Source organism: Streptomyces sp. NPDC005808, assembly GCF_042871385.1.
Taxonomy (GTDB): domain Bacteria; phylum Actinomycetota; class Actinomycetes; order Streptomycetales; family Streptomycetaceae; genus Streptomyces.
The window spans coordinates 21009-44151 of sequence record NZ_JBIAIK010000016.1 but is presented as its reverse complement, the minus strand read 5'-3'; the positions used below and the strand labels follow the sequence as shown (position 1 = coordinate 44151).

The 23143-nt window shown below is 70.9% G+C and carries 20 protein-coding genes; 17 read left to right on the top strand and 3 right to left on the bottom strand.

Going from position 1 to position 23143, the window contains the following annotated elements; all coding sequences use genetic code 11:
* Positions 1-165 precede the first annotated feature (165 nt).
* On the top strand, positions 166-2568 hold the full coding sequence (locus ACFYPC_RS29645) for a SpoIIE family protein phosphatase (protein WP_391888757.1): 2403 nt from the start codon (positions 166-168) through the stop codon (positions 2566-2568).
* A gap of 95 nt (positions 2569-2663) precedes the next feature.
* Complete coding sequence (locus tag ACFYPC_RS29640; RefSeq protein ID WP_391888755.1) at positions 2664-3167, top strand: metallophosphoesterase family protein; 504 nt, start codon at positions 2664-2666, stop codon at positions 3165-3167.
* Positions 3168-3184: 17 nt separating this feature from the next.
* Here ACFYPC_RS29640 and ACFYPC_RS29635 read toward each other — a convergent pair whose 3' ends face one another.
* Positions 3185-4312, bottom strand: a complete 1128-nt coding sequence (locus ACFYPC_RS29635; protein WP_391888753.1) for an XdhC family protein — start codon at positions 4310-4312, stop codon at positions 3185-3187.
* Positions 4313-4685: 373 nt separating this feature from the next.
* Here ACFYPC_RS29635 and ACFYPC_RS29630 point away from each other — a divergent pair, with 373 nt between their 5' ends.
* The 3 genes from ACFYPC_RS29630 to ACFYPC_RS29620 all read left to right on the top strand — a co-directional run bounded on the left by ACFYPC_RS29630 (position 4686) and on the right by ACFYPC_RS29620 (position 8340).
* Positions 4686-6554 (top strand): cellulase family glycosylhydrolase, encoded by a 1869-nt coding sequence (locus ACFYPC_RS29630; RefSeq protein WP_391888751.1) that lies wholly within the window; start codon positions 4686-4688, stop codon positions 6552-6554.
* Between the two features lie 191 nt (positions 6555-6745).
* Positions 6746-7414 (top strand): TetR/AcrR family transcriptional regulator, encoded by a 669-nt coding sequence (locus ACFYPC_RS29625; protein WP_391888749.1) that lies wholly within the window; start codon positions 6746-6748, stop codon positions 7412-7414.
* Positions 7411-8340, top strand: coding sequence for a carotenoid biosynthesis protein (locus ACFYPC_RS29620; protein ID WP_391888746.1), 930 nt, complete (start codon positions 7411-7413; stop codon positions 8338-8340). Before ACFYPC_RS29625 ends, ACFYPC_RS29620 begins: the two co-directional genes overlap by 4 nt.
* 67 nt (positions 8341-8407) lie before the next feature.
* On the opposite strand, the gene ACFYPC_RS29615 is transcribed toward ACFYPC_RS29620, so the two are convergent.
* The gene (locus tag ACFYPC_RS29615) at positions 8408-8773 is read right to left on the bottom strand and encodes a nuclear transport factor 2 family protein (RefSeq protein WP_391888743.1); all 366 of its coding nucleotides are present in this window, start codon (positions 8771-8773) and stop codon (positions 8408-8410) included.
* Between the two features lie 170 nt (positions 8774-8943).
* On the opposite strand from ACFYPC_RS29615, the gene ACFYPC_RS29610 reads away from it, so the two are divergent.
* Positions 8944-9237 (top strand): hypothetical protein, encoded by a 294-nt coding sequence (locus ACFYPC_RS29610; RefSeq protein ID WP_391888741.1) that lies wholly within the window; start codon positions 8944-8946, stop codon positions 9235-9237.
* Between the two features lie 216 nt (positions 9238-9453).
* Positions 9454-10914 carry an aldehyde dehydrogenase family protein gene (locus ACFYPC_RS29605; RefSeq protein WP_391888739.1) on the top strand — a complete coding sequence of 487 codons (1461 nt, stop codon included), beginning with the start codon at positions 9454-9456 and terminating at the stop codon, positions 10912-10914.
* 50 nt (positions 10915-10964) lie between these two features.
* Here the strand turns inward: ACFYPC_RS29605 and ACFYPC_RS29600 are convergent, their stop codons facing one another.
* Complete coding sequence (locus ACFYPC_RS29600; RefSeq protein ID WP_391888738.1) at positions 10965-12719, bottom strand: ABC transporter ATP-binding protein; 1755 nt, start codon at positions 12717-12719, stop codon at positions 10965-10967.
* A 297-nt stretch (positions 12720-13016) separates the two neighbouring features.
* Here ACFYPC_RS29600 and ACFYPC_RS29595 point away from each other — a divergent pair, with 297 nt between their 5' ends.
* The 10 genes from ACFYPC_RS29595 (at position 13017) to ACFYPC_RS29550 (ending at position 23045) form a co-directional block, all read left to right on the top strand.
* Positions 13017-14324 carry an MSMEG_0569 family flavin-dependent oxidoreductase gene (locus ACFYPC_RS29595; RefSeq protein WP_391888725.1) on the top strand — a complete coding sequence of 436 codons (1308 nt, stop codon included), beginning with the start codon at positions 13017-13019 and terminating at the stop codon, positions 14322-14324.
* 10 nt (positions 14325-14334) lie between these two features.
* Complete coding sequence (locus ACFYPC_RS29590) at positions 14335-15150, top strand: amidohydrolase family protein (protein ID WP_391888722.1); 816 nt, start codon at positions 14335-14337, stop codon at positions 15148-15150.
* A gap of 104 nt (positions 15151-15254) precedes the next feature.
* Positions 15255-15776: an MSMEG_0572/Sll0783 family nitrogen starvation response protein gene (locus ACFYPC_RS29585; protein WP_391888719.1), complete on the top strand. Its 522-nt coding sequence runs from the start codon at positions 15255-15257 to the stop codon at positions 15774-15776.
* Positions 15777-15786: 10 nt separating this feature from the next.
* On the top strand, positions 15787-16887 hold the full coding sequence (locus tag ACFYPC_RS29580) for an MSMEG_0568 family radical SAM protein (protein WP_391888717.1): 1101 nt from the start codon (positions 15787-15789) through the stop codon (positions 16885-16887).
* Between the two features lie 3 nt (positions 16888-16890).
* A complete protein-coding gene (locus ACFYPC_RS29575; protein WP_391888714.1) occupies positions 16891-18330 on the top strand; it encodes an MSMEG_0567/sll0787 family protein in 1440 nt (479 codons plus the stop codon).
* Entirely contained in the window at positions 18327-19232 is a 906-nt protein-coding gene (locus ACFYPC_RS29570; protein WP_391888711.1) for a carbon-nitrogen hydrolase family protein, read from the top strand. The genes ACFYPC_RS29575 and ACFYPC_RS29570 overlap by 4 nt, the downstream gene beginning before the upstream one ends.
* Positions 19229-20065, top strand: coding sequence for a carbon-nitrogen hydrolase family protein (locus ACFYPC_RS29565; RefSeq protein WP_391888708.1), 837 nt, complete (start codon positions 19229-19231; stop codon positions 20063-20065). The genes ACFYPC_RS29570 and ACFYPC_RS29565 overlap by 4 nt, the downstream gene beginning before the upstream one ends.
* A 100-nt stretch (positions 20066-20165) precedes the next feature.
* Positions 20166-21245, top strand: coding sequence for an MSMEG_0565 family glycosyltransferase (locus ACFYPC_RS29560; RefSeq protein WP_391888706.1), 1080 nt, complete (start codon positions 20166-20168; stop codon positions 21243-21245).
* An 85-nt stretch (positions 21246-21330) separates the two neighbouring features.
* Positions 21331-22416 (top strand): S-(hydroxymethyl)mycothiol dehydrogenase, encoded by a 1086-nt coding sequence (locus tag ACFYPC_RS29555; RefSeq protein ID WP_391888703.1) that lies wholly within the window; start codon positions 21331-21333, stop codon positions 22414-22416.
* Positions 22416-23045 (top strand): MBL fold metallo-hydrolase, encoded by a 630-nt coding sequence (locus ACFYPC_RS29550; protein WP_391888700.1) that lies wholly within the window; start codon positions 22416-22418, stop codon positions 23043-23045. Before ACFYPC_RS29555 ends, ACFYPC_RS29550 begins: the two co-directional genes overlap by 1 nt.
* The last annotated feature ends 98 nt before the right edge of the window (positions 23046-23143 follow it).

Genomic DNA, 23143 nt, shown 5'->3' with positions numbered 1-23143 from the left:
GCTCCGCGCGCACGGCGAGCGGAAGCCACCGGGGACCGCGTACGGACCACGGAGGCGGGCCTTGTCACAGGTCTGGCAGGCCCGGAACGGTCACAGGGGCTGCGCCGGAGCCCCGGAAGCGCTGTAATTACGGACGTGGTCAGTGAGGACATCGCGGGACGCAGAATGAGAACGCCACGCGCCGAAATTGCCCTCAAGACGCTCACAACCGATCTCGAACCCCGCGAGCGGCTCCGCCGCGTACTCGAACAGGCCCTTGTCTTCACCGGCGCGACCGTCGTAGTGGTCTACTCACCGACCCGGGGCGGCGAGGAACTGCGCCTCGCCGAGTCCGCGGGCGTGCCGAGAACGCTCTACGGGCTGCGCGACGGCTATCCCGTAGCCGGCGGATCCCCGGTCGCCGACGCGCACCGCTCGGGCCGGCCGCTGTGGCTGGGCCCCCAGGAGGTCGACCGGCGCGCCGACGCCCGGCGGCTGTCCTCCCAGGACTTCTCGCTGGCCGTCCTGCCGCTGCGCGACGACGGCTGTCTGCTCGCCGTCAGCGAGCACCCCGCCGGCTTCGGCATCGAGGACCGGGAGTGCCTGGCCCTCATCGCCGAGGCCGTCGTCTGTCCGCCGCCCGCCACCGAGGCGGACGCCGACGAACTGCCCGCCAGCTCGTTCAGCCTCGCCATGGACACCGGGCGTGTCGAGGTCGACGAGGAGATGCTGGAGCTCTTCGGCCTGAGCCCGGCCGACTTCGACGGCAAGGTGGAGACACTGCTGTCGCTGACCGTTCCGGAGGACCTGCCCTCGCTGATGTCCGTGGTGGAGGCGGACCACATGTCCACCGGAGACCGCGAGCTGGAGTTCCGGATCCTCCAGCCCTCCGGCGAGCAGAAATGGCTGCGGCTGCGCGGTCACCTCCTGCCCGGCGGGGAGGGCCTCCCCGGACGGCTCGTGGGCACCGTCTCCGACGCCTCGAAACTGCGCTCGGGGGGCAACGAGGTCGCCCGCGTCCAGCGGCTCGCCGCCGCCCTCGCCACGGCAGGCACCGTCCGTGACGTGGGCCGGGCCGTTGTCGAGGCCCTCCGCAAGCCCCTGCGGGCCGACCGGATCGCCGTCGCGGAGCTGGAGGGCGATCGCCTCGTCGTCACCGTCCTGGACCCGCCCGAGCCGGAGGCCTGGCCCGAACTGTGGCGGGCCGAATGGCGCTCCGAGTGGCCCGACGCGCCCGTACGCGCGATGCCGACCCTCGCCGCGGCCCTGAGCGAGGGGCGCGCCGCGGTCTGGCCCGCTGGGACGGACCTGGAACCCGCGCTCGCCGACGTGGGTCCCGGCGGCCTCGCCGTCCTGCCGCTGCCCGCCGCCGGACGGATCGCCGGAGCCTGCCTGATCGGCTGGGACACGCCGCACGACTTCGGCCCCGACGAGCGTGCCCTGCTCACCGCCGCCGCGGGCCTCACCGGCCAGGCCCTGGTGCGCGCCCACGCCTTCGACGCCGAACACGAACTGATCGGCATGCTCCAGCGCACCCTGCTCCCGCGCCGCCTGCCCAAGCTGCCCGGCGCGGTCGCCGTCGCCCGCTATCTGCCCACGACGTCGGGCCTGGAGGTCGGCGGCGACTGGTACGACGTGATCCCACTGCCCGACAACCACGTCGCACTCGTCATCGGCGACGTCCAGGGGCACAACGCCTCGGCCGCCACGCTCATGGGCCAGATGCGCACAGCCCTGCGCGCCTACGCCGTCGAAGGTCACCCCCCGGATGTCGTGGTCTCGCACGCCAACCGGCTCCTCATGGACCTGGAGACCGACCTCTTCGCGACCTGCTGCTATGTCGACGTGGACATGGAGGAGGGCTTCGCGTGGTTCGTACGTGCCGGGCACCTGCCCCCGGTGCTGCGCCACCCGGACGGCGGTACGGAGATCGCCTGGTCCGAAGGCGGGCCGCCGCTCGGCGTCCTCACCCAGGCCGACTTCCCCATGAGCCCGCTGCGCCTGCCGCCCGGCACGATCGTCGCCCTGACCACGGACGGTCTCGTCGAGTCCGCGGAGGTCGACATCGAGGACGGTCTGGACCGGCTCGCCGGAGAGCTGGCCGCCGCCGACCCAGCCCATCTCGGGCTCGTGGCCGACCGGCTCCTCGCCGGCGCCAACCGCGGCGACGACGTCGCCCTCCTCCTGATGCGCTACGACGGTATGGAGCTGCGCCCGCTCCGCGAGAGCTGGACGGTCTGGCGCGTCCCGGAGGCGGTCCGGCACGCCCGCCGCTTCACCAGGCGCACCCTGCGTGCCTGGGGGATGCGCGGCGACGCGGACGCGGCACTCCTCGTCGTCTCCGAACTCGTCACCAACGCCCTCGTCCACACCGACGGACAGATCAGGCTCGACCTCACCCTCATCAACAACCGCTTCAGAATCGCGGTGGCCGACAACTCTCCGCGTACCCCGATCAAGCCCACCGACATCGGCTGGGAGGCCACCGGCGGCCGCGGCATCCTCCTCGTCGAGGCGATGTCGGCGGCCTGGGGGACGGTGCCCGTCAGCGGTGGGAAGCAGGTATGGAGCGAGATCCTTCTCGACTGACACGCTCGCGTCGACCGGCCCCATCGGGACTGACACTTCTTGCGGACTGACACCTCTCGGCAGCGACACCCCTCGCGGAGTGGCACCCTGAGGGCGTGCGTCTGCTGCTGATGTCCGACACCCATCTCCCCAAGCGGGCCAAGGAACTCCCAGCTCAGCTCCTTGCCGAACTTCCGCTCGCCGACCTGGTCATCCACGCGGGCGACTGGGTGGACACCGCCACCCTCGACCTCCTGGAGGCCCGCTCCCGCCGGCTCGTCGGCGTCCACGGCAACAACGACGGCCCGGATCTGCGCGCCCGCCTCCCCGAGACCGCCCGCCTCGACCTGGACGGCCTGCGCCTCGGTGTCGTCCATGAGACGGGTGCCGCCCAGGGCCGCGAACTCCGCTGCGCCCAGCGGTTCCCCGACCTCGATGTCCTGGTCTTCGGCCACAGCCACATTCCCTGGGACACGACCACGGACACCGGCCTGCGCCTCCTCAACCCCGGTTCTCCGACCGACCGTCGCCGCCGGCCCCACTGCACGTACATGACGGCGCGGGTGACTGACGGCCGGTTGGGCGAGGTACGTCATCACCGGCTGCCCCCGCGCAGTTGACGTCGTAGCCCTCCGCCTTACGGAGTTTCTCCTCGTGGTGGATGGACGGGTCCCGGATGAATCGCCCCGCCCGTCGCCGTGAGCGGCTCTCCGCTGCCGCCCCACCGCAGCGCCACGATCTCCGCGGCGACGGACACGGCCACCTCTTCGGGCGTACGGGCCCCGAGGTCGAGCCCGACCGGTGAGCGCAGCCGGGACAGTTCTCTCTCGCCGAGCCCCGCCTCCACCAGCCGCCTCATCCGGTGGTCGTGCGTGCGCCGGCTGCCCATCGCACCGATGTACGCGGCCGGGCGGCGCAGCGCCTCCTCCAACAGCGGCACGTCGAACTTCGGGTCGTGGGTGAGGACGCAGATCACCGTGCGCGCGTCCGTCGTCGTACCGCTGAGGTAGCGGTGCGGCCAGTCGACGACGACCTCGACGCCCGCCGGGAACCGCTTCGCGGTGGCGAAGACCGGGCGGGCGTCGCAGACCGTGACGCGGTAGCCGAGGAAGGCGCCGATACGGGCCACTGCGGCGGCGTAGTCGATCGCGCCGAAGACCAGCATGCGGGGCGGCGGAGCGAAGGAGTGCAGGAAGACGGTGACATCGTCCTCGCGGCGCTCACCGTCCGGGCCGTAGTGCCGCTGCCCGGTGGCCCCCTGGGCCAGTTCCCCTCGGGCGTCGGCCGTGACCGCCACGTCCAGACCGGTCGACCCGAGCGAGCCGGCCACCTCGTCCGGCCACACCGCGAGTGTGGCGCCGCGCGCTGCCGGACCGTCGAGCACCGTCGCCACGGTCACCGGGCGGCCCGCGGCCACCGACTCGGCCACCGCCCCGAAGGTGGGATCGTCCTCGCGCGTCACTCGGCGTACGAGGAGGGTGATCTCCCCGCCGCAGGTCAGTCCCACGGCGAACGCGTCCTCGTCGCTGTACCCGAAGGTCTCCAGGCGTGCCTCGCCGGATTCCACCACCTCTTGGGCCAGCTCGAAGACCGCGCCCTCGACACAGCCGCCGGACACACTGCCCACGGCCTCGTCGCCGGGGCCCACGGCCATGGCCGCGCCCGGGTCGCGCGGCGCGCTGCGGCTGACGGCGACCACGGTGGCGAGCCCGAACGGCGATCCCGCCGCGTACCACCGGTTGAGCGCCGGGAGGATCTCACGCATCGCTGGCTCCCTTCGCCGCGGAGGGCATCTGACGAATGCGGCAGGTGCAAGCGTCGCATCCGCCCCGCGAGCCGGGCAGGATCGCCACACTCCCGGCGAAGCCGACCGGCCGCTGAGATTTACAACGAGCCGATGCTCCGGTTCCGCCTGGAGGCCCCGGCCGACGCTTTGGGCGCCGTGCTGCCGGTGCTCGCGAAGCAGCAGGCCGCCCCGCAGACCACGAAGACGCGCGGCGCGCGACGAGCGTCGGGGCTTGAACATGACGCGCGTCGGTCTGGGTGATGAGCAGGTCACGGCGGCCGGTGAAACTGAAACCTACTCAAGAGTCAGGCGGTGTTGACGGTCCAGCATGCGCTCGCGCACTGTAATGAACATGTCGAAGTTACGTGCGCGTCTGCTCGGCGTCCTCGTACTCCTCACCGGCTTCCTCTCCGCGGCGGGCGTTCAGCCCGCCACTGCGGACGGACTCCCCGACTCCCTCTGGTTCGACGAATCCGCGGCCGCCACCCTCACCGTCGAGGACGGTCACTTCACCGACGGGCTCGGCCGCGAGGTCGTACTGCGCGGCTACAACGTCTCCGGCGAAACGAAGCTGGAGGAGAACAACGGGCTGCCCTTCGCGTCCGTCGCCGACGCGAGGAGGTCGGCGACGGCGCTGCGCGCTCTCGGCGGCGGCAACTCCGTACGCTTCCTGCTCTCCTGGGCGCAGGCCGAACCCGTGCGCGGCCAGGTCGACACGACCTATCTCGCGGCGGCCACCGCCCAGATCGGCGCCTTCCTCGACGCGGGAATCCGCGTGTACCCGGACTTCCACCAGGACCTCTACTCCCGGTACCTGTTCAACCAGGGCAGTTGGTACACCGGCGACGGCGCCCCCAAGTGGGCCGTGGACGCGGGGGGTTACCCCCAGGAGTCGTGCGGGATCTGCATCCTCTGGGGCCAGAACATCACCCAGAACGAGGCCGTGAAGCAGGCGTCGTACGACTTCTGGCACAACGAGTACGGCATCCAGGACGCCTTCCTCACCACGGCTGAGGCGACGATGGCCTACGTCAGACAGCACCTCACCACCGACCAGTTCGCGGGTGTCGTCGGCTTCGATCCCTTCAACGAACCGCATGCCGGGACGTACGACTCCGGTCAGACCAGCCGCGCCTGGGAAAGTGACGTGCTCTGGCCCTTCTACGTGAAGTTCCGGGCCAGGATGGACGCGGCAGGCTGGCAGAACAAACCCGCCTTCGTCGAGCCGAACCTCTTCTGGAACGCCAACATCGACTTCCAGAAGCAGGAGGGCGGACTGCTCGACGCGGGCACCCTGGGCTCGCGCTATGTCTTCAACAGCCACTTCTACGACCAGAAGGCCATCTCGGGCGTCTTCATGTGGGGCAAGGCCGAAGACGGTCAGTACGTCACCGACTTCGGGACGCTACGCGACCGCGCCTCGGCCGCCGGTACGACGGCGATACTCAGCGAGTTCGGCCACCCGCTGGCCGGATCGGTCTCGGACAAGGCGCCCACGGTCCTCAAGGCGATGTACCAGGCCCTCGACTCCCGGCAGAAGGGCGCCACCTGGTGGTCGGACCCGGCTGCCTCCGGCGCGGTCCTGTCCGGCAGCCAGTGGCAGTGGGACATCTACAACGGCCGCCACCACGAGCTGATGAACGACAACCCCGCCCAGGTCATGACCACCGGCGACGCCTGGAACGACGAGGACCTCTCCGCCGTAGGCCTCGACGACTCGGGGGCGGCCGTACTGCGCCAGGACGCCCGCCTGCTGGACCGCGTCTACCCCAGCGCCACCGCGGGCACCGCGGTCGCCTTCACCTACGAGGACCGCTCCCGGGACGGCAGCACGACCCTGACCTGGAACCCGGTCCCGAGCTCCCTGCCCAACGTCTCCCAGCTCGTGGGGTCGGGCCAGTACAGCCTTCTGGTCTGGCGTTCCGACGGCACGAACACTCCCACGGAACTCCATCTCCCGGCGTCCTTCCCGACGTCGGCCACCACGGTCGTCTCCGACCTCGGCACGACGGCCACGCCACCCTCGTACACCACGACAACCCCGATCGCGGTGGCGCTCGAACCGGGTGGCACGGGCAGCCGCCGCCTCCTGCTCACCGCTCCCGGCTCGGGGACGCTGCACTACGCGCTGGTCACGAACGGGGCGACCGCTCCGTCCGCCGGTCTGCTGAGCGCGGCCCGGACCGAGCTGGCGTCATGGGCCGCGGCGGAGTTCGGCTGACCGACGGGTCCGACGGGTCCGACGGGTCCGACGGGTCCGACGGGTCCGACGGGTCCGACCGGTTCCGACCGGTTCACCGCGCACCTGCCGCTCCATGACCGGAGCGGCAGGTGCGCGGACGCGCTCCGAGTTGTTAATCAGGCAACTGGCTGATTAATGTGGGTGGTGCCTCGCCCAGCTCAGGAGGTTCCATGGCAACCCGGCGGAGTGCACAGTCACCGCGTGGGCCGGGCCGGCCGCCGGCCGACGCGCCACTGCCCGACCTGGAGGAGATCCATCAGCGCGGCCTGGAGGCGTTCGCGGAACTGGGCTACGAGGCGGTGTCCGTACGGCAGCTGAACGAGCGCCTCGGCATGGGGCACACCTTCATCCACGACCGGTACGGGTCCAAGGAAGTCTTCTGGCGGGCGGTCATGGAAACCGCCATCCGCGACACGACCGACGAGGTCATGGCGGCCCTTGCCAAGGAGGAGCCCGTCGACGACCTCGCGCTGCTGATCGCCGGCGTGCGGGCCTTCCACCAGGCTGCCGCTCGCCGTCCCCACCTCTCGCGGGTCATCGACTACGAAGCGGGCCGCGACTCACCGCGCCTGACCCACCTCTACACGCTGATGAGCCCGCTCAACGACATGGGCCGGCCGGCCTTCGACCGGCTCGTGCGGGAGGGGACGCTGCGAGACATCCCTTGGTACCTGTTCCACTTCGCCGTCACGAAGCCGATGGCCATGTACAGCCAGGCACCGCTGGCGCGGATGTTCGGCCGGACCGACGACGCCGATGACCACACCCTGATGAGCACACTGGTCCTCAACGGCCTGCTCACGTGCAACAGCCCGACAGAAGCCGGAGATCCCCGATGACCGCCGTCCCACGCTCCCACAAGAACACCACGGTGTTGTGCCTCACGGCCGTTGTCCTCCTCGGGCAGCTGCTGTCGGCCTTCGTGCCCGGCCTGACGATGCTCGTGATCGTGGTGCAGGTCGGCTTCGTGTTCCTGCACGGGGCGCAGCGCTACGGCCGGCGCGCCATCGGGGTCTTCGTCGTCGGTGGGCTCGTGATCAGCAACGCTCTGGAGAACCTCAGCATCCAGACCGGCTTCCCGTTCGGCCACTACCACTACACCGGCGACGGCAAGATCTTCCAGGTGCCGTGGTTCATCGGCCCGGCCTACCTGGCCACCGGCTACCTCGCCTGGATCGTGGCCACCGTGCTGCTCGACGACGTGCGCCGCAACTCGAGCTGGCTGACCACCATCGGAACCCCCGTCGTCGCCGCGTTCGCCATGACCGCCTGGGACCTTGCCATGGACCCCGGGTTCTCGACGATCGAGCACCACTGGGTGTGGGAGAACGGCGGCGGATTCTTCGGAGTCCCCCTCGGTAACTTCCTCGGGTGGACGTTCACCGTCTACCTGTTCATGCAGGTCTTCGCCCTCTACGTGCGCAGCCGCGGTCCGCTGCCGACGGCGCAGCCGGAGTCGACCACGGCCAGTGACCTGCAGGGCGTACTCCTCTACGCCGCGACGACCATCTCGTTCTTCACGGACTTCCTCACCCGCAGGCACACCACCGTCACCGACGCGGCCGGCGTGACCTGGCGCACCGCCGACATCTACGAGTCATCGGTCCTGCTCACCGTGTACGGCATGTGCTTCATCGCCCTCCTCGCCCTGCTGCGCATCGCCCAGCGACGCACCCCCTCCGCGACGCCGGTCCCGGCGGAGAGCGCGGCGGAGAGCGCGGCAGTCGGGCAGCCGGAATCCGCCGTGCCCGGGGTGAGGAGCTGAGCGAGCAGGTGCTCCGCGCAGGGTTGAGCCCGGTACGGAGGCGGACACCGCCGCCGTCAGGCCCTTCCTACTCGTCCCACGCCTGCAGCAGCGTGTGTTCGACGATCTTGCCGCCGCGTAGCGACATCATCGAGCTGGCCAGCACCTTCACGCCGTCCGGGTACTGACAGGACTCGGTGAAGGCGACGTGGTCGCCGTCGACGACGCACTGCTCCAGCTTGTGGGTCATGTCCCGGCTGTAGACGTCGTTGAGCATGGCGGCGATCTCGCCGCGACCGCGTTTGACCATCGGATGGCTGGGCTGGGTGTTGTGATCGACGACACGGACCTCCGCGTCGTCGGCGTAGAGCGACAGCAGATCTGCCGCGCTCCGTCCCTCTATGCCCCGGCGTAGCGCTTCGGTGTCGAAGGTGGGGCGTGCCGCGGTGCTCATGATGACCTCCTTGCGAGGCCGCGGCCCAGCGAGGAGCGGGCCGCGAAGGGCCTCTCCTTCGAGACTCCTCCCTCGCGGGGCGCGCGGCAAGCGCAACGCAGCCCTGAGCCTCACGGGTGAGCGGCGGGCAACGGCCGTGTCCGCCCGGGGCCCGGAGCCGTTGCTGAAGCATGATCTCAACACGACGTATTGCCGCCGCCGTTGGTCTCGCCGTCGGTGTCACGGGTCTTGCCGCGCCGATGGCGAACGCCGCCGTCTCCGAGGCGCCGAAGCCGCTGAACCCCATCGCCGAGCTCGACCGGCTCGCTGTGAGTGAAATCCCCGCGAAGTACCAGGCCGCGATTCCGAAGGTCTCCACCCAGCTGGCCGGGCTCAACCGTCTGAACGAGGGCCTCGACCAGCTGCACCAGGTGACCGACCTGCTCGCACCAGTCGCCGGGGTGCTACCGGCCCTTGAGGCGTAGCCTTTCGGCGCGCGACAGCTTCGTCTGCCCCCGGCATCCGGTGCCGGGGGCAGACGTGTATGCCCTTGACTTTCACGGGGCCCGGTCCGAGCATCCTACCTAGTAGGTTAGTGAAGTAGGATTCGCGTGGCGAACAAGTGTTTGCCGTCGTGAGCTCTCAACTGCTGCTGTTGACCACCTGCGTACCGCCGTCGCTACGTACCGGAGGAACCCGCCATGGCCATCACCCGTGAACTGTTCATCGGCGGCAAGGACGTGCCGGCTGCCTCCGGCCGCACCACCGAGGACATCAATCCCTACACCGGCGAGGTGTTCGCGACCGTCGCCGCGGCCGGTCCCGAGGATGTCACCCGCGCTGTGGACGCCGCCGACGCGGCCTTCGCCGACTGGGCCGCGCTCGCGCCCTTCGCGCGCCGCGCGATATTCCTGAAGGCCGCCGACCTCCTCGACGCCAAGGGGGAGGAGGTGGCCGAGCTGATGGCGCACGAGGCGGGCGGCACCCGCCCATGGGCGTACTTCAATGTGGGCCTCGCCGCGAACATCCTGCGCGAGGCGGCCGCCGCGATCACCGCTCCGCGCGGTGAGGTGCTCAGCGCCCAGGAGGCGGGCGCGCTCGGCCTCGCGATCCGCGAACCCCTGGGTGTCGTCGCCGCCTTCGCGCCCTGGAACGCGCCTGTCATCCTCGGCGTACGGGCGGTCGCGGCTCCCCTCGCCGCCGGCAACACCGTCGTCGTGAAGCCCAGCGAGGACGCGCCGATCGCGTGTGCGCTGCTCGTCGCCGACGTACTGCGCGAGGCCGGGCTGCCGGACGGTGTGCTGAACGTGGTCACCAACGCCCGTGAGGACGCCGCCGAGATCGCCGAGGTGCTCATCGCCGACCCGCGTGTCCGCGCCGTCAACTTCACCGGCTCCACGGGAGTGGGCCGGATCATCGGCACGCACGCCGCCGCTCATCTCAAGCCCGCCGTACTGGAGTTGGGCGGCAAGAACGCGGTCGTCGTCCTCGACGACGCCGACGTGGACTACGCGGTCGACGCGGTCACCTTCAGTGTGTTCATGAACTCCGGCCAGATCTGCATGTCCGGCGACCGGATCCTCGTACACGACTCGCTCGCCGAGGAGTTCACACAGAAGTTCGCCGCGAAGGTCGCCCAGCTGCAGGCCGGCGACCCCGCCCACCCGCACACGGTGGTCGGTCCGCTGGTCAGCGCCGCCGCCGCACAGCGGGTCGCGGGTCTCGTCAAGGACGCGGTGGGCAAGGGCGCCACGGTCCTCACCGGTGGCGGGGAGCCGGAGGGCGCGGTGCACCCGGCGACCGTCCTCACCGGTGTCACCAAGGACGCGGACATCTACTACGCGGAGGCGTTCGGCCCGGTCTGCGTGATCGAGACCTTCGCCGACGACAGCGCCGCCGTCGACGTGGCCAATGACACCGACAACGGTCTGACCTGCGGAGTCATCACCGAGAACGCCACGCACGGGCTGGCCGTCGCCCGCCGGATCCGCACCGGCATCGTGCACATCAACGACCAGTCCGTCGCCGACGAGCCGCACGCGCCCTTCGGGGGCGTCAAGGCCTCCGGCTACGGGCGCTTCGGCGGCCGCTGGGGCCTGGAGGCGTTCTCCAACACTCGCTGGGTGACCATCGCCACGCAGCAGGCGCACTACCCGTTCTAGACGTGGGCTGCGGGAGCCCCCGGCAGGTGTGCCGGGGACGGGCCGGCCGGTCAGCCGACGGTCGCGAGGAACTGCGTGGCCGCAAGTTCCGCATAGAGCGGATCCCCGGCCACGAGTTCGCGGTGGGTGCCCACCGCGCGGACGCGGCCGGCGTCCATGACGACGATCCGGTCGGCCATCGTGACGGTGGACAGCCGGTGCGCGACCACGAGGACCGTTGTCGTACGGGCGACAGCGGCGACGGTGTCGCGCAGCGCGGCCTCGTTCACCGCGTCGAGCTGCGACGTCGCCTCGTCGAGAAGCAACAGGCGGGGGTGGCGCAGCAGGGCGCGGGCGATGGCGACGCGCTGACGCTCACCGCCGGACAGCTTGGTGCCGCGGTGGCCGACCAGGGTGTCCAGGCCGCGCGGCAACCGGGCCACGAGTCCGTCCAGGCGTGTCGTCTTCAGCACGCGGGCGACGTCGGTGTCATCGGCGTCCGGGTTGCCGAGCAGCAGGTTGTCCAGGAGGGAGCCCGACAGGACGGGCGCGTCCTGCTCCACGTAGCCGATCGAGGAACGGAGCTCGGGCAGATCCCAGTCCTCCAGTCCCCGGCCGTCGAAGGTGATGACGCCCGCCTCGGGGTCGTAGAACCGCTCGATGAGGGAGAAGACGGTCGTCTTGCCCGCGCCGGAGGGTCCGACGAACGCCGTCATGCCGCGGGCCGGGACGGCGAACGTCACGCCGTGGTGGACGTACGGCAGATCGTCGGCGTACCGGAAGCGCACGTCGTCGAAGGCGAGGGCGGCGGGTTCTGCGGTCGGGGACGGCAGCGGCGCGGGCAGGGCGGCGGGCTCGGCGGGGAGCCGCAGGGCCTCCTGGATACGGGCGAGCGCGCCGGCGCCGGTCTGGTACTGCGTGATCGCACCGACGAGCTGCTGGATCGGCGACATCAGGTAGAAGACGTAGAGGAGGAACGCGACGAGCGTGCCGACGTCGATGGCGCCGGTCGCGACGCGGGCGCCGCCCACCGCGAGCACCGTGATGAACGCGATCTGCATCGCCAGGCCGGCCGTGTTGCCCGCGGCTGCCGACCACTTGGCGGCGTGCACGCTCTGCCGCCACGATTCCTCGGCGGCCGCGTGGATGGCCTGCTCCTCGCGGCTCTCGGCACCCGAGGCCTTGATCGTGCGGAGCGCGCCCAGGATCCGTTCCAGCGAGGCGCCCATCACGCCGACCGCGTCCTGCGCCCGCTTGCTCGCCCGGTTGATGCGCGGCACGATCACGCCGAGGACAGTGCCCGCGCACAGGATCACGGCCAGCGTGACGCCGAGGAGCACGGGGTCGACCAGGCCCATCATCGCCACCGTCGCGACAAGGGTGAGTCCTCCGGTGCCGAAGCCGACCAGCGAATCGGTCGTGACCTCGCGCAGCAGAGTCGTGTCGGAGGTGATCCGGGCCATCAGGTCGCCCGGCTCGCTGCGGTCCACGGCCGGTATGCGCAGCCGCAGCAGATACGACGACAGGGCGCGCCGCGCGCCGAGCACCACTGACTCGGCGGTGCGCCGCAGCACGTACGAGCCCGTCGCGCCCACCGCCGCGTTGGTCACCACCAGCGCCGCCATGCCGAGCAGCGCCCCGGTGATCGGGCGGTCGTGCGACAGATCATCGATGAGTCCGCGCGCCACCAGCGGCAGTACCAGCCCTGTGGCCCCGGTCGCGAGGGCCAGTAACCCACCCGCGAAGAGCGCCCATCGATGCGGTCGTACGTACCCGAACAACAGGCGCCACGCGGGTGCCTCGGGCTTGGCTGCGGTAGTGCTCACGGCGCTCCTTGTGAGGGATCTGTGCGGAGCGTTCAGGCTACGTCGGTGGAAGGGGTGGCCATCGACCTCGGCATCTCGACGGCATCTCGACGGCATCTCTCCGGCGTCAAAGAGGCGAAGGCTTTTCCTGGGGAACTTGCCTGCCAGGCAATAAGTGAGGTTTTGGTAACGCCGCTTTGTTCCGGATGACGCGATTCGGTAATCAGCCGTGGCTGAAGTGGTTCCCACAAGCAGCGGTGAGGAGTGAGACCGGAGACGGTTCTCCCCGAAAACCTCGCCCCGCGCAGGGAGGACTTCATGCCAGAGCTGTACGGATCCCATTATCCGGTGGTGGTTGTCGGTGGTGGCCAGGCGGGACTTTCCGTCAGTCACTGTCTGCGTGAGCGTGGTATCGAGCACGTGGTGATCGAGGCCAACAGGGTCGGCCACGAGTGGCGCGAGCGGCGCTGGGACTCCTTCTGCCTGGTCACTCCCAACTGGCAGTGCCGACTGCCCGGTCACCCCTATGCGGGGCCCGATCCGGACGGGTTCATGGTGCGTGCGGAGATCGTGCGCTACCTGGAGGAGTACGTCGCCCGCTTCGATCCGCCGCTGGTCGAGGGCGTGTCCGTCACCGGGCTGCGCCGCTCCCCGAGCGGCATTTTCGAACTGGCCACCAGCGCGGGGGAGTTCACCGCCGATCAGGTGGTGGTCGCCACCGGCCCCTACCACACGCCTGCCGTCCCGCGGATGGCCGAGCGGCTGCCCGTAGGCGTCGAGCAGATCCACTCCTCCCGCTACCGCAACCCGGCCCAGCTCCCCGACGGGGCCGTGCTCGTGGTGGGTACCGGACAGTCCGGCTGTCAGATCGCCGAGGACCTGCACCTCGCGGGCCGCCGGGTCCACCTGGCCGTCGGCAGCGCACCCCGGGTGGCCCGCTTCTACCGTGGCCGGGACTGCGTCGCCTGGCTCGACGAGATGGGCCACTACGCGAAGGGCATCGACCACTTCGACGACGCGGCCGCCGTCCGGATGCGCGTCAACCACTACGTCACCGGGCGCGACGGCGGCAGGGACATCGACCTCCGTGCCTTCGCCCGCGACGGAATGCGCCTGTACGGGCGGCTGACCGGCATCGACGGCGGGATCCTGGAGTTCGCCGACGATCTGTTGATCAACCTCGACCGGGCCGATGCCGTGGCCGATGGCATCAAGGACGCCATCGACGCGCACATCTTGGAACGTGGCATACCGGCGCCCGAGGAGGCCCGCTACGTGCCCGTGTGGGAGCCGTCCGAGCAACCGGCCGCGCTCGACCTGGCCGATGCCGAGGTCACCTCCGTCATCTGGTCCACCGGCTTCACCCGCGACCACCGCTGGATCGAGATACCCGTCTTCGACGGCCGCGGTTACCCGATGCACTGGCGAGGGGTGACGAGCACTCCCGGCCTGTACTTCGTGGGCCTGCCCTGGCAGTTCTCGTGGGGCTCGGGGCGCTTCGAGGCCGTCGGCCGCGACGCCGAGTTCCTCGCGGACCACATCGACGCCTCGCGCCGCCTCGCCGACGTCTGCGGCACCCTCACCGGCGCCCCCACCGAGCTCGCTCCCGCCCTCCCCGTCGGCTGAAAGCACGGACATGGTCTTCGACGCACACCGCCACATCGGCGTACTCCCCGCGTATCCCTTCTACGGCGGACCGCCCGTCAACCCGGACACCACCGCCCGGGCCACCGTCAAGCAGCTCCTCGCCGACCTCGACGCCGAAGGCACCGAACGCGCGCTGGTGCTCCCCAACTACGGCGTCCCCGACCCCGACATCGCCTTCTCCTTCAACGAGTTGGCCATCGAGGCCGCCCAGAGCGACGACCGCATCCGGGCAGGCCTGTGGGTCTCCCCGCGCCCCGAGGACGAGCACCGCACCGCGCACGCCCTCGCCCTGGCCGGTGAGGACGGCGTACGTGCCCTCAAGCTCAGCTTCCTGCTCGGCGGGAGCCCCACCGACCCCGACTGCCGCCCGCTCCTCGACCGGATCTTCCACGAGGCTCAGCGCCTGGACCTCGTGGTGCATGTGCACACCTCGCCGGGCGCCGCCTCCGACATCGACGAGGTCGGCCACCTCGTCGACCGGTACGCCGATCAGGTCGCCATCCACCTCGTGCACTTCGGCGGCGGGATGAGCGGCCACATCAAACTCGTGGGCTCCCGCTTCTTCGACTGGATCGAGTCGGGCAAGCGCGTCTACACCGACCTCTCCTGGGCCATCGGCTTCGCCCCGTACTGGCTGGCCCGGGAGATCGAGCACCGCGGTATCGGCCACGACCGGGTGCTCTTCGCCAGCGACCAGCCCTGGGGCGACTTCGCGGGCGAGTACGCCCGGATGACCGCCGCGGCCGGCGGTGGCGAACTGGGCGAGCGGGTCTTCCGGGACACGTTCGCCACGCTCTACGACTGACCCGCACACCCGCACACCCGCACACCCGCACACACCCTCATCCACATACGACCTTCTCCGCGCCCGTACCACCCTCGCTCACCCACACGTCCAAGGAGACAGCCATGTCGGAAACCGTCGCACTCAGCGAGATCGAGCAGAAGTCCCTCACCGAGATCCCGCACCCGTCCCTCCCCGAGGGCACCAGCATCTACGGCGACACCAAGGTCTTCCCCGACTACAAGGCCGAGGACGGCGAGACGTACTTCACCCTCGTCCACGGCATCGCCCACGAGTCCTCGGTCTCCTTCGTCGCCGTCCTGCAGGCGACACGCGCCCTGCGCAAGGGCTTTGAGACCGCCATCTACTTCTACGGGCCCGGCTCGCTGAACTGCCTTGCCACCCGCGGGTTTCCGACCGTCGGCAACTCGGCCTTCCCGGGCGAGCACAACATCAACAACCAGCTCAAGACATTCCTCGGGGAGGGCGGCAAGGTCTACTGCTGCCGCTTCGGGCTCTCCCTGCACGGGGCCCGCGAGGAGGACCTGATCGAGGGCGTCATCCCGACCCACCCGCTCGACGTCCAGGACGCGCTGATCCACTACGCGCGCAAGGGCGCCATCATCAACTCGACCTACCAGCTCTGAGGGGCACGCCATGAGCGTTGGCACCGACACACAGACGAGGGGGTCGGGTCCGGTCGACGTCCGGATCACGACCCGCGCCGAACTCGCCCTCCACGGAGTCCGGTCGGAGGCTCCCGTGCAGCGTCCGGACGGCGCCGGCCCGAGCGACGACGGGCACGTCCTTGTCGACGGTGCCAACGCGGCGCTGCCCCGCAACCCCGACAGCCCGTACGCGGTCCGGGACGGCAGGGTATGGCTCGGCGACGAAGACACCGGCCTGACTCTGACCGCCGTACAGCGCCCCAGGTTCTACGACCTGACCACCGCCGACGGCACCCCGTACGAGCACATCGCCCGCCTCCACGGCTCCGACGTCCTCGCCACGACGGTCGTGCAGACCTGTATCCGCTACGCAGAGGCCGACCGCTGCCGCTTCTGCACCATCGAGGAGTCACTGCGCTCCGGTGCGACGGTCGCCGCCAAGACCCCGGCACAACTCGCCGAAGTCGCCGAGGCGGCCGTCCGCCTGGACGGCGTACGGCAGATGGTCATGACCACCGGCACGACGACCGGCCCTGACCGGGGCGCCCGCAATCTCGTGCGGTCCTTGCGCTCCGTCCTCCAAGCCGTGCCCGGCCTGCCCGTCCAGGTGCAGTGCGAACCACCAGGCGACCTGGTGTGGATCCGTGAACTGCACGAAGCCGGGGCGACGGCCATCGGTATCCATGTCGAGTCCCTCGACGACGCGGTACGGCGGCGCTGGATGCCCGGCAAGTCGACCGTGCCCCTGGCGGAGTACGAAGCCGCCTGGGACGAGGCGGTCCGGGTGTTCGGGCCCAACCGTGTCTCCACGTACCTGCTCGTCGGTCTCGGTGAGGATCCGGACGAACTCATCGCCGGAGCAGGGAAGTTGATCGACCGAGGAGTTTACCCGTTCGTCGTCCCCTTCCGCCCGATGGGCGGCACGCTGGCCGCCCGCGACGGCGCCGGGGCCCCGAGTGCCGCGCTGTTGCGGTACGTCACCGAGGGTGTCGCGGCGAAACTGCGTGCGGCGGACATGAACGGCGCGGACCAGCAGGCCGGTTGCGCGGCCTGCGGGGCGTGCAGTGTGCTTCGGACGGCGGGTGGCTGAGCCGTGTACCTCGACGGATCGACGACGACCGCGCCCGTGGTGGTGGAGCGCGCGCAGGACATCCTCGCGCTGCTCGGCGACCACAGCACACTCGCACGGCAGCCCGGCTTCCACATCGAAGAGGCCTCGGCCAAGGGCGAGTTGAAAGCCTACGAACGGCTTCGGCGGGACACGTTCGTGCACGAACAGGGGCTCTTCGCGGGTCATGACCTCGACGACCGCGACGAAGACCCCCGCACCCTGGTCCTGGTCGCCAAGGACCGCTCCGGCGCCGTCCTCGGAGGCGTCCGGCTCGGTCCGGTGGACGACGGCCCGGACCTCGGCTGGTGGGCGGGCGGCCGGCTGGTCGTCGCGCCCGGCGCCAGGGGACCGCAGGGGATCGGCGCCGCCCTCGTACGGGCTGCCTGCGCGCGGGCGGAGGCCGAGGGCGTCCTGCGCTTCGACGCCACCGTCCAGGTCCGAAATCGACTGCTGTTCAAGCGACTTGGCTGGCAGCACGTCAGAGAGGTGGTGCTCGCGGACCGTCCGCATGTCCTCATGCGGTGGCCGATCGGACGCATCGCCGCGCAGGCCGAGGCCACCAAGGCCCCGCTCGGCCCCCTGCTCCGCGCCCTGACGCCGGCGCCCCTCGGCTACGTGGGCGACGACGGCGCACCCGTCGCCGGCACGGATGTGATCGCCGCCTGCGACGCGATCGTGCCGTCCATGGTCGAGCGGGACCCCGACTGGGCCGGCTGGTGCTCGGTCCTGGTCAATGTCAACGACCTTGCGGCGATGGGCGCTTCACCTGTCGGACTGCTGGACGCGGTGGGCGCGAAGGATGCCTGGCACGCGTCCCGGATCCTCGCCGGACTCGGCCGGGCGGCGCGGGCCTACGGCGTCCCGGTGCTCGGCGGCCACACCCAACTCGGCGTGCCCGCCGCCCTGTCCGTGACCGCGCTCGGCCGTACCGACCACCCCGTGCCGGGCGGCGGCGGGCGGCCGGGGCATGCGGTGCGACTCACCGCCGACCTGGGAGGCGGCTGGCGTCAGGGCTACCGGGGGCGCCAGTGGGACTCCTCAAGTCACCGTCGCGGGGACGAACTCCGCACCATGACCCGGGCGGTGGCCGCGGCACGGCCCGCCGCCGCGAAGGACGTGTCGATGGCCGGCATCGCCGGGACCCTTGGCATGCTCGCCGAAGCGAGCGGCTGCGGCGCCGTGCTCGACGTGGCCGCCGTGCCGCGCCCCGGAGCGGCAGCCATGGGGGACTGGCTCACCTGCTTCCCGGGCTTCGCCATGCTCACCGCCGACGAGCCGAACGCGCCGCCCCTCCCCGCGGGCCCCGCCACAGGGGCCCGCTGCGGAGAGCTGACCGTCGGACACGGTGTCGGGCTGCGCTGGCCCGACGGAGAGATCACCGAAGCTGTCACCGGACCGGTGACCGGAATGGGGACTGCATGAGTACCGAAGACATGACCACCGATGCCACAGGCGTGAGCCGCACACGCACCCACCGCACGGGCACCCTTCGTGTGGCCGCCGCCTCAGCCGAGTTCGGCCGCGACCTCGAAGAGGACTTCGCCGTCGTGGAACGGCTGATCAAGGAAGCGCGGGCCGAGGGCGTCGGGCTGCTCGCCCTCCCGGAGGCCTGCCTGGGCGGCTATCTGCTCAGCCTCGACGACTCCGCGTCCGACGAGGGCCCGCCCGCGCTCGCCCTCGACGGCCCCGAGATCCGCCGACTGGCTGCCCTGGCGGGGGAGTTGACCGTGATCGCCGGATACTGCGAGGCCGACGGCGACGTCCGCTACAACAGCGTCGTCTGCGTCAACGGCGACGGCGTGCTCGGCAATCACCGCAAGGTTCACCAGCCGCTCAGCGAGGACGTCAGCTACGCGTCCGGCGACCGTTTCCACGCCTTCGACACACCGGTCGGCCGGATCGGCATGATGATCTGCTACGACAAGGCGTTCCCGGAGTCCGCACGCGCGCTGGCCCTCGACGGCGCCGAGATCGGCGTCTGCGTCTCGGCCTGGCCGGGCGCCAGGACCCACGCCAGCACGGATCTGGTCAACGACCGCTGGAAGCGCCGTTTCGACCTCTTCGACCGGGCCCGCGCCCTGGAGAACCAGATCGTGTGGATCTCCGCCAACCAGGCGGGTACCTTCGGGTCGCTACGCTTCGTCGGCAGCGCCAAGGTCGTCGACCCGGGCGGCGAGATCCTCGCCGACACCGGTGTCGGATCCGGTCTGGCGATCGCCGAACTCGACATCGCCCAGGCCCTGGAGACCGCCCGCCGCTCGATGGGGCACCTACGCGACCGGCGCCCGGAAACCTACACGCACGCAGGAGCAGTCAGCGCATGAGCACCATCCGGATCGCGGCCGCCGCCGCCCACTTCGGCCGCGACCTGGAGTTCGACCTCGCGCGCATCGCGAAACTCATCGATGACGCGCGTAAATCGGGTGCGGGACTGCTCGTCCTGCCCGACGCCGCGCTCGGCGGCTACCTCGCCGACCTGCGCCACCCCGACCCCGACGCGCTGCCGCCCGCGCTCAAGCCCGACGACCCACTGATCCTCCAAGTCGCCCGCCTCGCAGCCGAGATGGTCGTCTGCGTCGGTTACTGCGAGGACGGCGGCACCGAGCACTACAACGCCGCCGTGTGCGTCAGCGGCGACGGCGTCCTCGGCCGCCACCGCAAGGTCCACCTGCCCGCCGGGGAGGTCGCCGCGTATGCGCCGGGCGACCGCTTCGACGCCTTCGACACCCCGGTGGGCCGGATCGGCATGCTCATCGACTACGACAAGACGTTCCCGGAGTCCGCCCGCTCACTGGCCCTGGACGGCGCCGAGATCCTCGCCTGCCTCTCCGCCTGGCCCACCAGCATCACCAACCGCGCCCCGCGCATGGCCCAGGACCGCCAGGCCAAACTCTTCGACCTGTACGACCAGGCCCGCGCCGCCGAGAACCAGGTCGTCCTCGCCTCCTCCAACCAGACCGGCACCATGGGCGGCATGCGCTTCCTCGGCCAGTCCAAGGTCGTCGGCCCCGGCGGCGACATCCTCGCCCGCACCTGGGCCAAGGCCGGCCTCGCCGTCGCCGAGGTCGACGTCGCCGCCGAGATGGACCGAGCCCGCCGTGTCCTGCGTCACCTCGGTGAGCGTCGTCCGGCCGCCTATCGGGAGGTTTCGTTGTGAGTGCTGCCCTGTTTGGCGTGGCGGCCGAGATGGACCGCGCCCGCCGTGCCCTGCGTCACTTCCACGAGCGTCGTCCGGCCGCCTATCGGGAGGTTCCCTCATGAGGATCGCCCTGCTCAGTTACTCCACCAAGCCGCGCGGCGGTGTCGTGCACACCCTCGCTCTCGCCGAGGCGCTGGCCGCGGCCGGTGAGGACGTCACCGTCTGGACGCTCGGCCGGGGCGGCGACGACGGTTTCTTCCGGACGGTGGACCCCGCCGTGCGCCTACGCGTCGTGCCGTTCCCCGACGGCCCGCCGGACGAGACCGTCGGCGCGCGCATCCTGCGCTCCATCGCCACTCTCCGCGACGCCTTCGACCCCACCCCCTACGACATCGTCCACGCACAGGACTGCATCAGCGCCAACGCCGCGGGCCGCTGCGTCCGCACCGTCCACCACCTCGACCACTTCACCACCCCCGAACTCGCCGCCTGCCACGAACGGGCCATCGTCGAGCCCTACGCGCACATCTGTGTCTCGCGGTCGGTGGCCGACGAACTCTCCGACGGCTGGGGCCTGAAACCCGCGGTCATCCCCAACGGAGTGGCGTACGAGCGCTTCGCCACCACGGACCCGGCGGCGCGCGCCGCCTGGCGCTCCCGCCTCGGCCCCTACGTCCTGACCGTGGGCGGCATCGAGCCGCGAAAAGGATCGCTCGACCTGCTGGAGGCGTACGCGTCGCTGCGTACCGGGCACCCCGGCGTACGACTGGTGATCGCGGGCGGCGAGACCCTCTTCGACTACCGCGACTACCGCGCCCGCTGGGAAACCCGGGCGGCGGAGCTGGGCGTGCGGCCCATGGTCCTGGGACCCGTGGCCGACGAAGAACTGCCCGCACTCGTCGCCGCCGCCGACGCCTTCGCCTTCCCGTCCCTGAAGGAGGGCTTCGGGCTGGCCGCGATGGAGGCGCTCGCGGCCGGCGTCCCGCTGGTCGTGCGGGACCTTCCCGTGCTGCGCGAGGTGTTCGGCCCGGCCGCCCGGTTCGGGGACTCACCGCAGACCCTTGCCGCCGAACTCGGCGGCGCGCTCGACTCGTACGACCCGGCCCGCGCGGAGGCCGGCCGGGAGCTGGCCGCCCGCCACACCTGGACCGAGGCGGCCGCGCACCACCTGGCCTTCTACCGGGCGCTCACGCCATAGGGTCGGTCGCAGAACCTGTGTCCGACCGCCGGTCGGATCGGGCGCGGGCTCCGAGGGAACGTCGAACTACGGAAGGCTGATCAACATGGCGCAGGAAGTACGGGGCGTGATCGCACCGGGCAAGAACGAGCCGGTGCGTATCGAGACCATCGTCGTGCCGGATCCGGGGCCGGGAGAAGCCGTCGTCCAGGTCCAGGCCTGCGGGGTCTGTCACACCGACCTGCACTACAAGCAGGGCGGCATCAGCGACGACTTCCCCTTCCTGCTCGGCCACGAGGCTGCGGGCGTGGTGGAGTCGGTCGGCGAAGGCGTCACGGACGTCGCGCCCGGTGACTTCGTCATCCTCAACTGGCGTGCGGTCTGCGGCAGTTGCCGTGCGTGTCTGCGCGGCCGGCCCTGGTACTGCTTCAACACGCACAACGCCGAGCAGAAGATGACGCTCACGGACGGCACCGAGCTCTCCCCGGCCCTGGGCATCGGTGCGTTCGCCGAGAAGACGCTGGTGGCCGCAGGACAGTGCACCAAGGTCGACCCGGCCGTGTCCCCGGCGGTGGCCGGCCTCCTCGGCTGCGGCGTCATGGCGGGCATCGGCGCCGCGATCAACACCGGTAACGTCGGCCGGGGCGACTCCGTCGCCGTCATCGGCTGCGGCGGCGTCGGCAACGCGGCGATCGCGGGGGCCCGGCTGGCCGGCGCGGCGAAGATCATCGCCGTCGACATCGACGACCGGAAGCTGACGACCGCCTCGAAGATCGGCGCCACGCACACCGTCAACTCCGCCAAGGCCGACGCCGTCGAGGCGATCCGTGAGCTCACCGGCGGTTTCGGCGCCGATGTCGTCATCGATGCGGTGGGCCGTCCGGAGACGTACAAGCAGGCGTTCTACGCCCGTGACCTCGCCGGCACGGTCGTGCTCGTCGGCGTACCGACGCCGGAGATGAAGCTGGAACTGCCGCTGCTCGACGTCTTCGGGCGCGGCGGAGCGCTCAAGTCGTCCTGGTACGGCGACTGCCTGCCCTCCCGCGACTTCCCGTTGCTCATCGACCTGCATCTGCAAGGGCGGCTGGATCTGGGCGCGTTCGTGACCGAGACGATCGCCCTGGACGCGGTGGAGCCCGCCTTCGAGCGGATGCACCACGGCGACGTGCTGCGTTCGGTGGTGGTGCTGTGATGACCGCGCGTATCGAACAGCTCGTCACCTCCGGCACGTTCTCGCTCGACGGCGGCACCTGGGACGTCGACAACAACGTGTGGATCGTCGGAAACGACCACGAGGCGATCGTCATCGACGCCGCCCACGACGCCGACGCCATCGCCGAGGCGCTGGGCGACCGACGCCTCCTGGCCATCGTGTGCACACACGCCCACAACGATCACATCGACGCCGCTCCCGCCCTCGCCGAGCGCACCGGCGCCACGATCTGGCTCCACCCCGACGACCTTCCGCTGTGGAAGCAGACCCACCCGGACCGCCTCCCCGACGCCTGGCTCCAGGACGGCCAGGTGATCGAGGCCGCAGGCGCAGACCTGACCGTGCTGCACACCCCGGGACACGCCCCCGGCGCTGTCTGCCTGTACGACCCGGGCCTGGGCACCGTCTTCACCGGCGACACGCTCTTCCAGGGCGGCCCGGGAGCCACCGGCCGCTCGTACTCCCACTTCCCGACGATCGTCGATTCGATCCGCGACCGGCTGCTCACCCTCCCGGCGGACACCACGGTCCGTACGGGACACGGCGACTCGACCACGATCGGAGCCGAGGCCCCGCACCTGGAGGAGTGGATCACCCGCGGTCACTGACCCCGACGCGGCACCGGCTTCGACGCGCCGGAAAAAGACGACAGAGGATGTCCGGCTTCTGCGGGACCCTCGTAGGGACGCACGCGTGAAGGCATCGC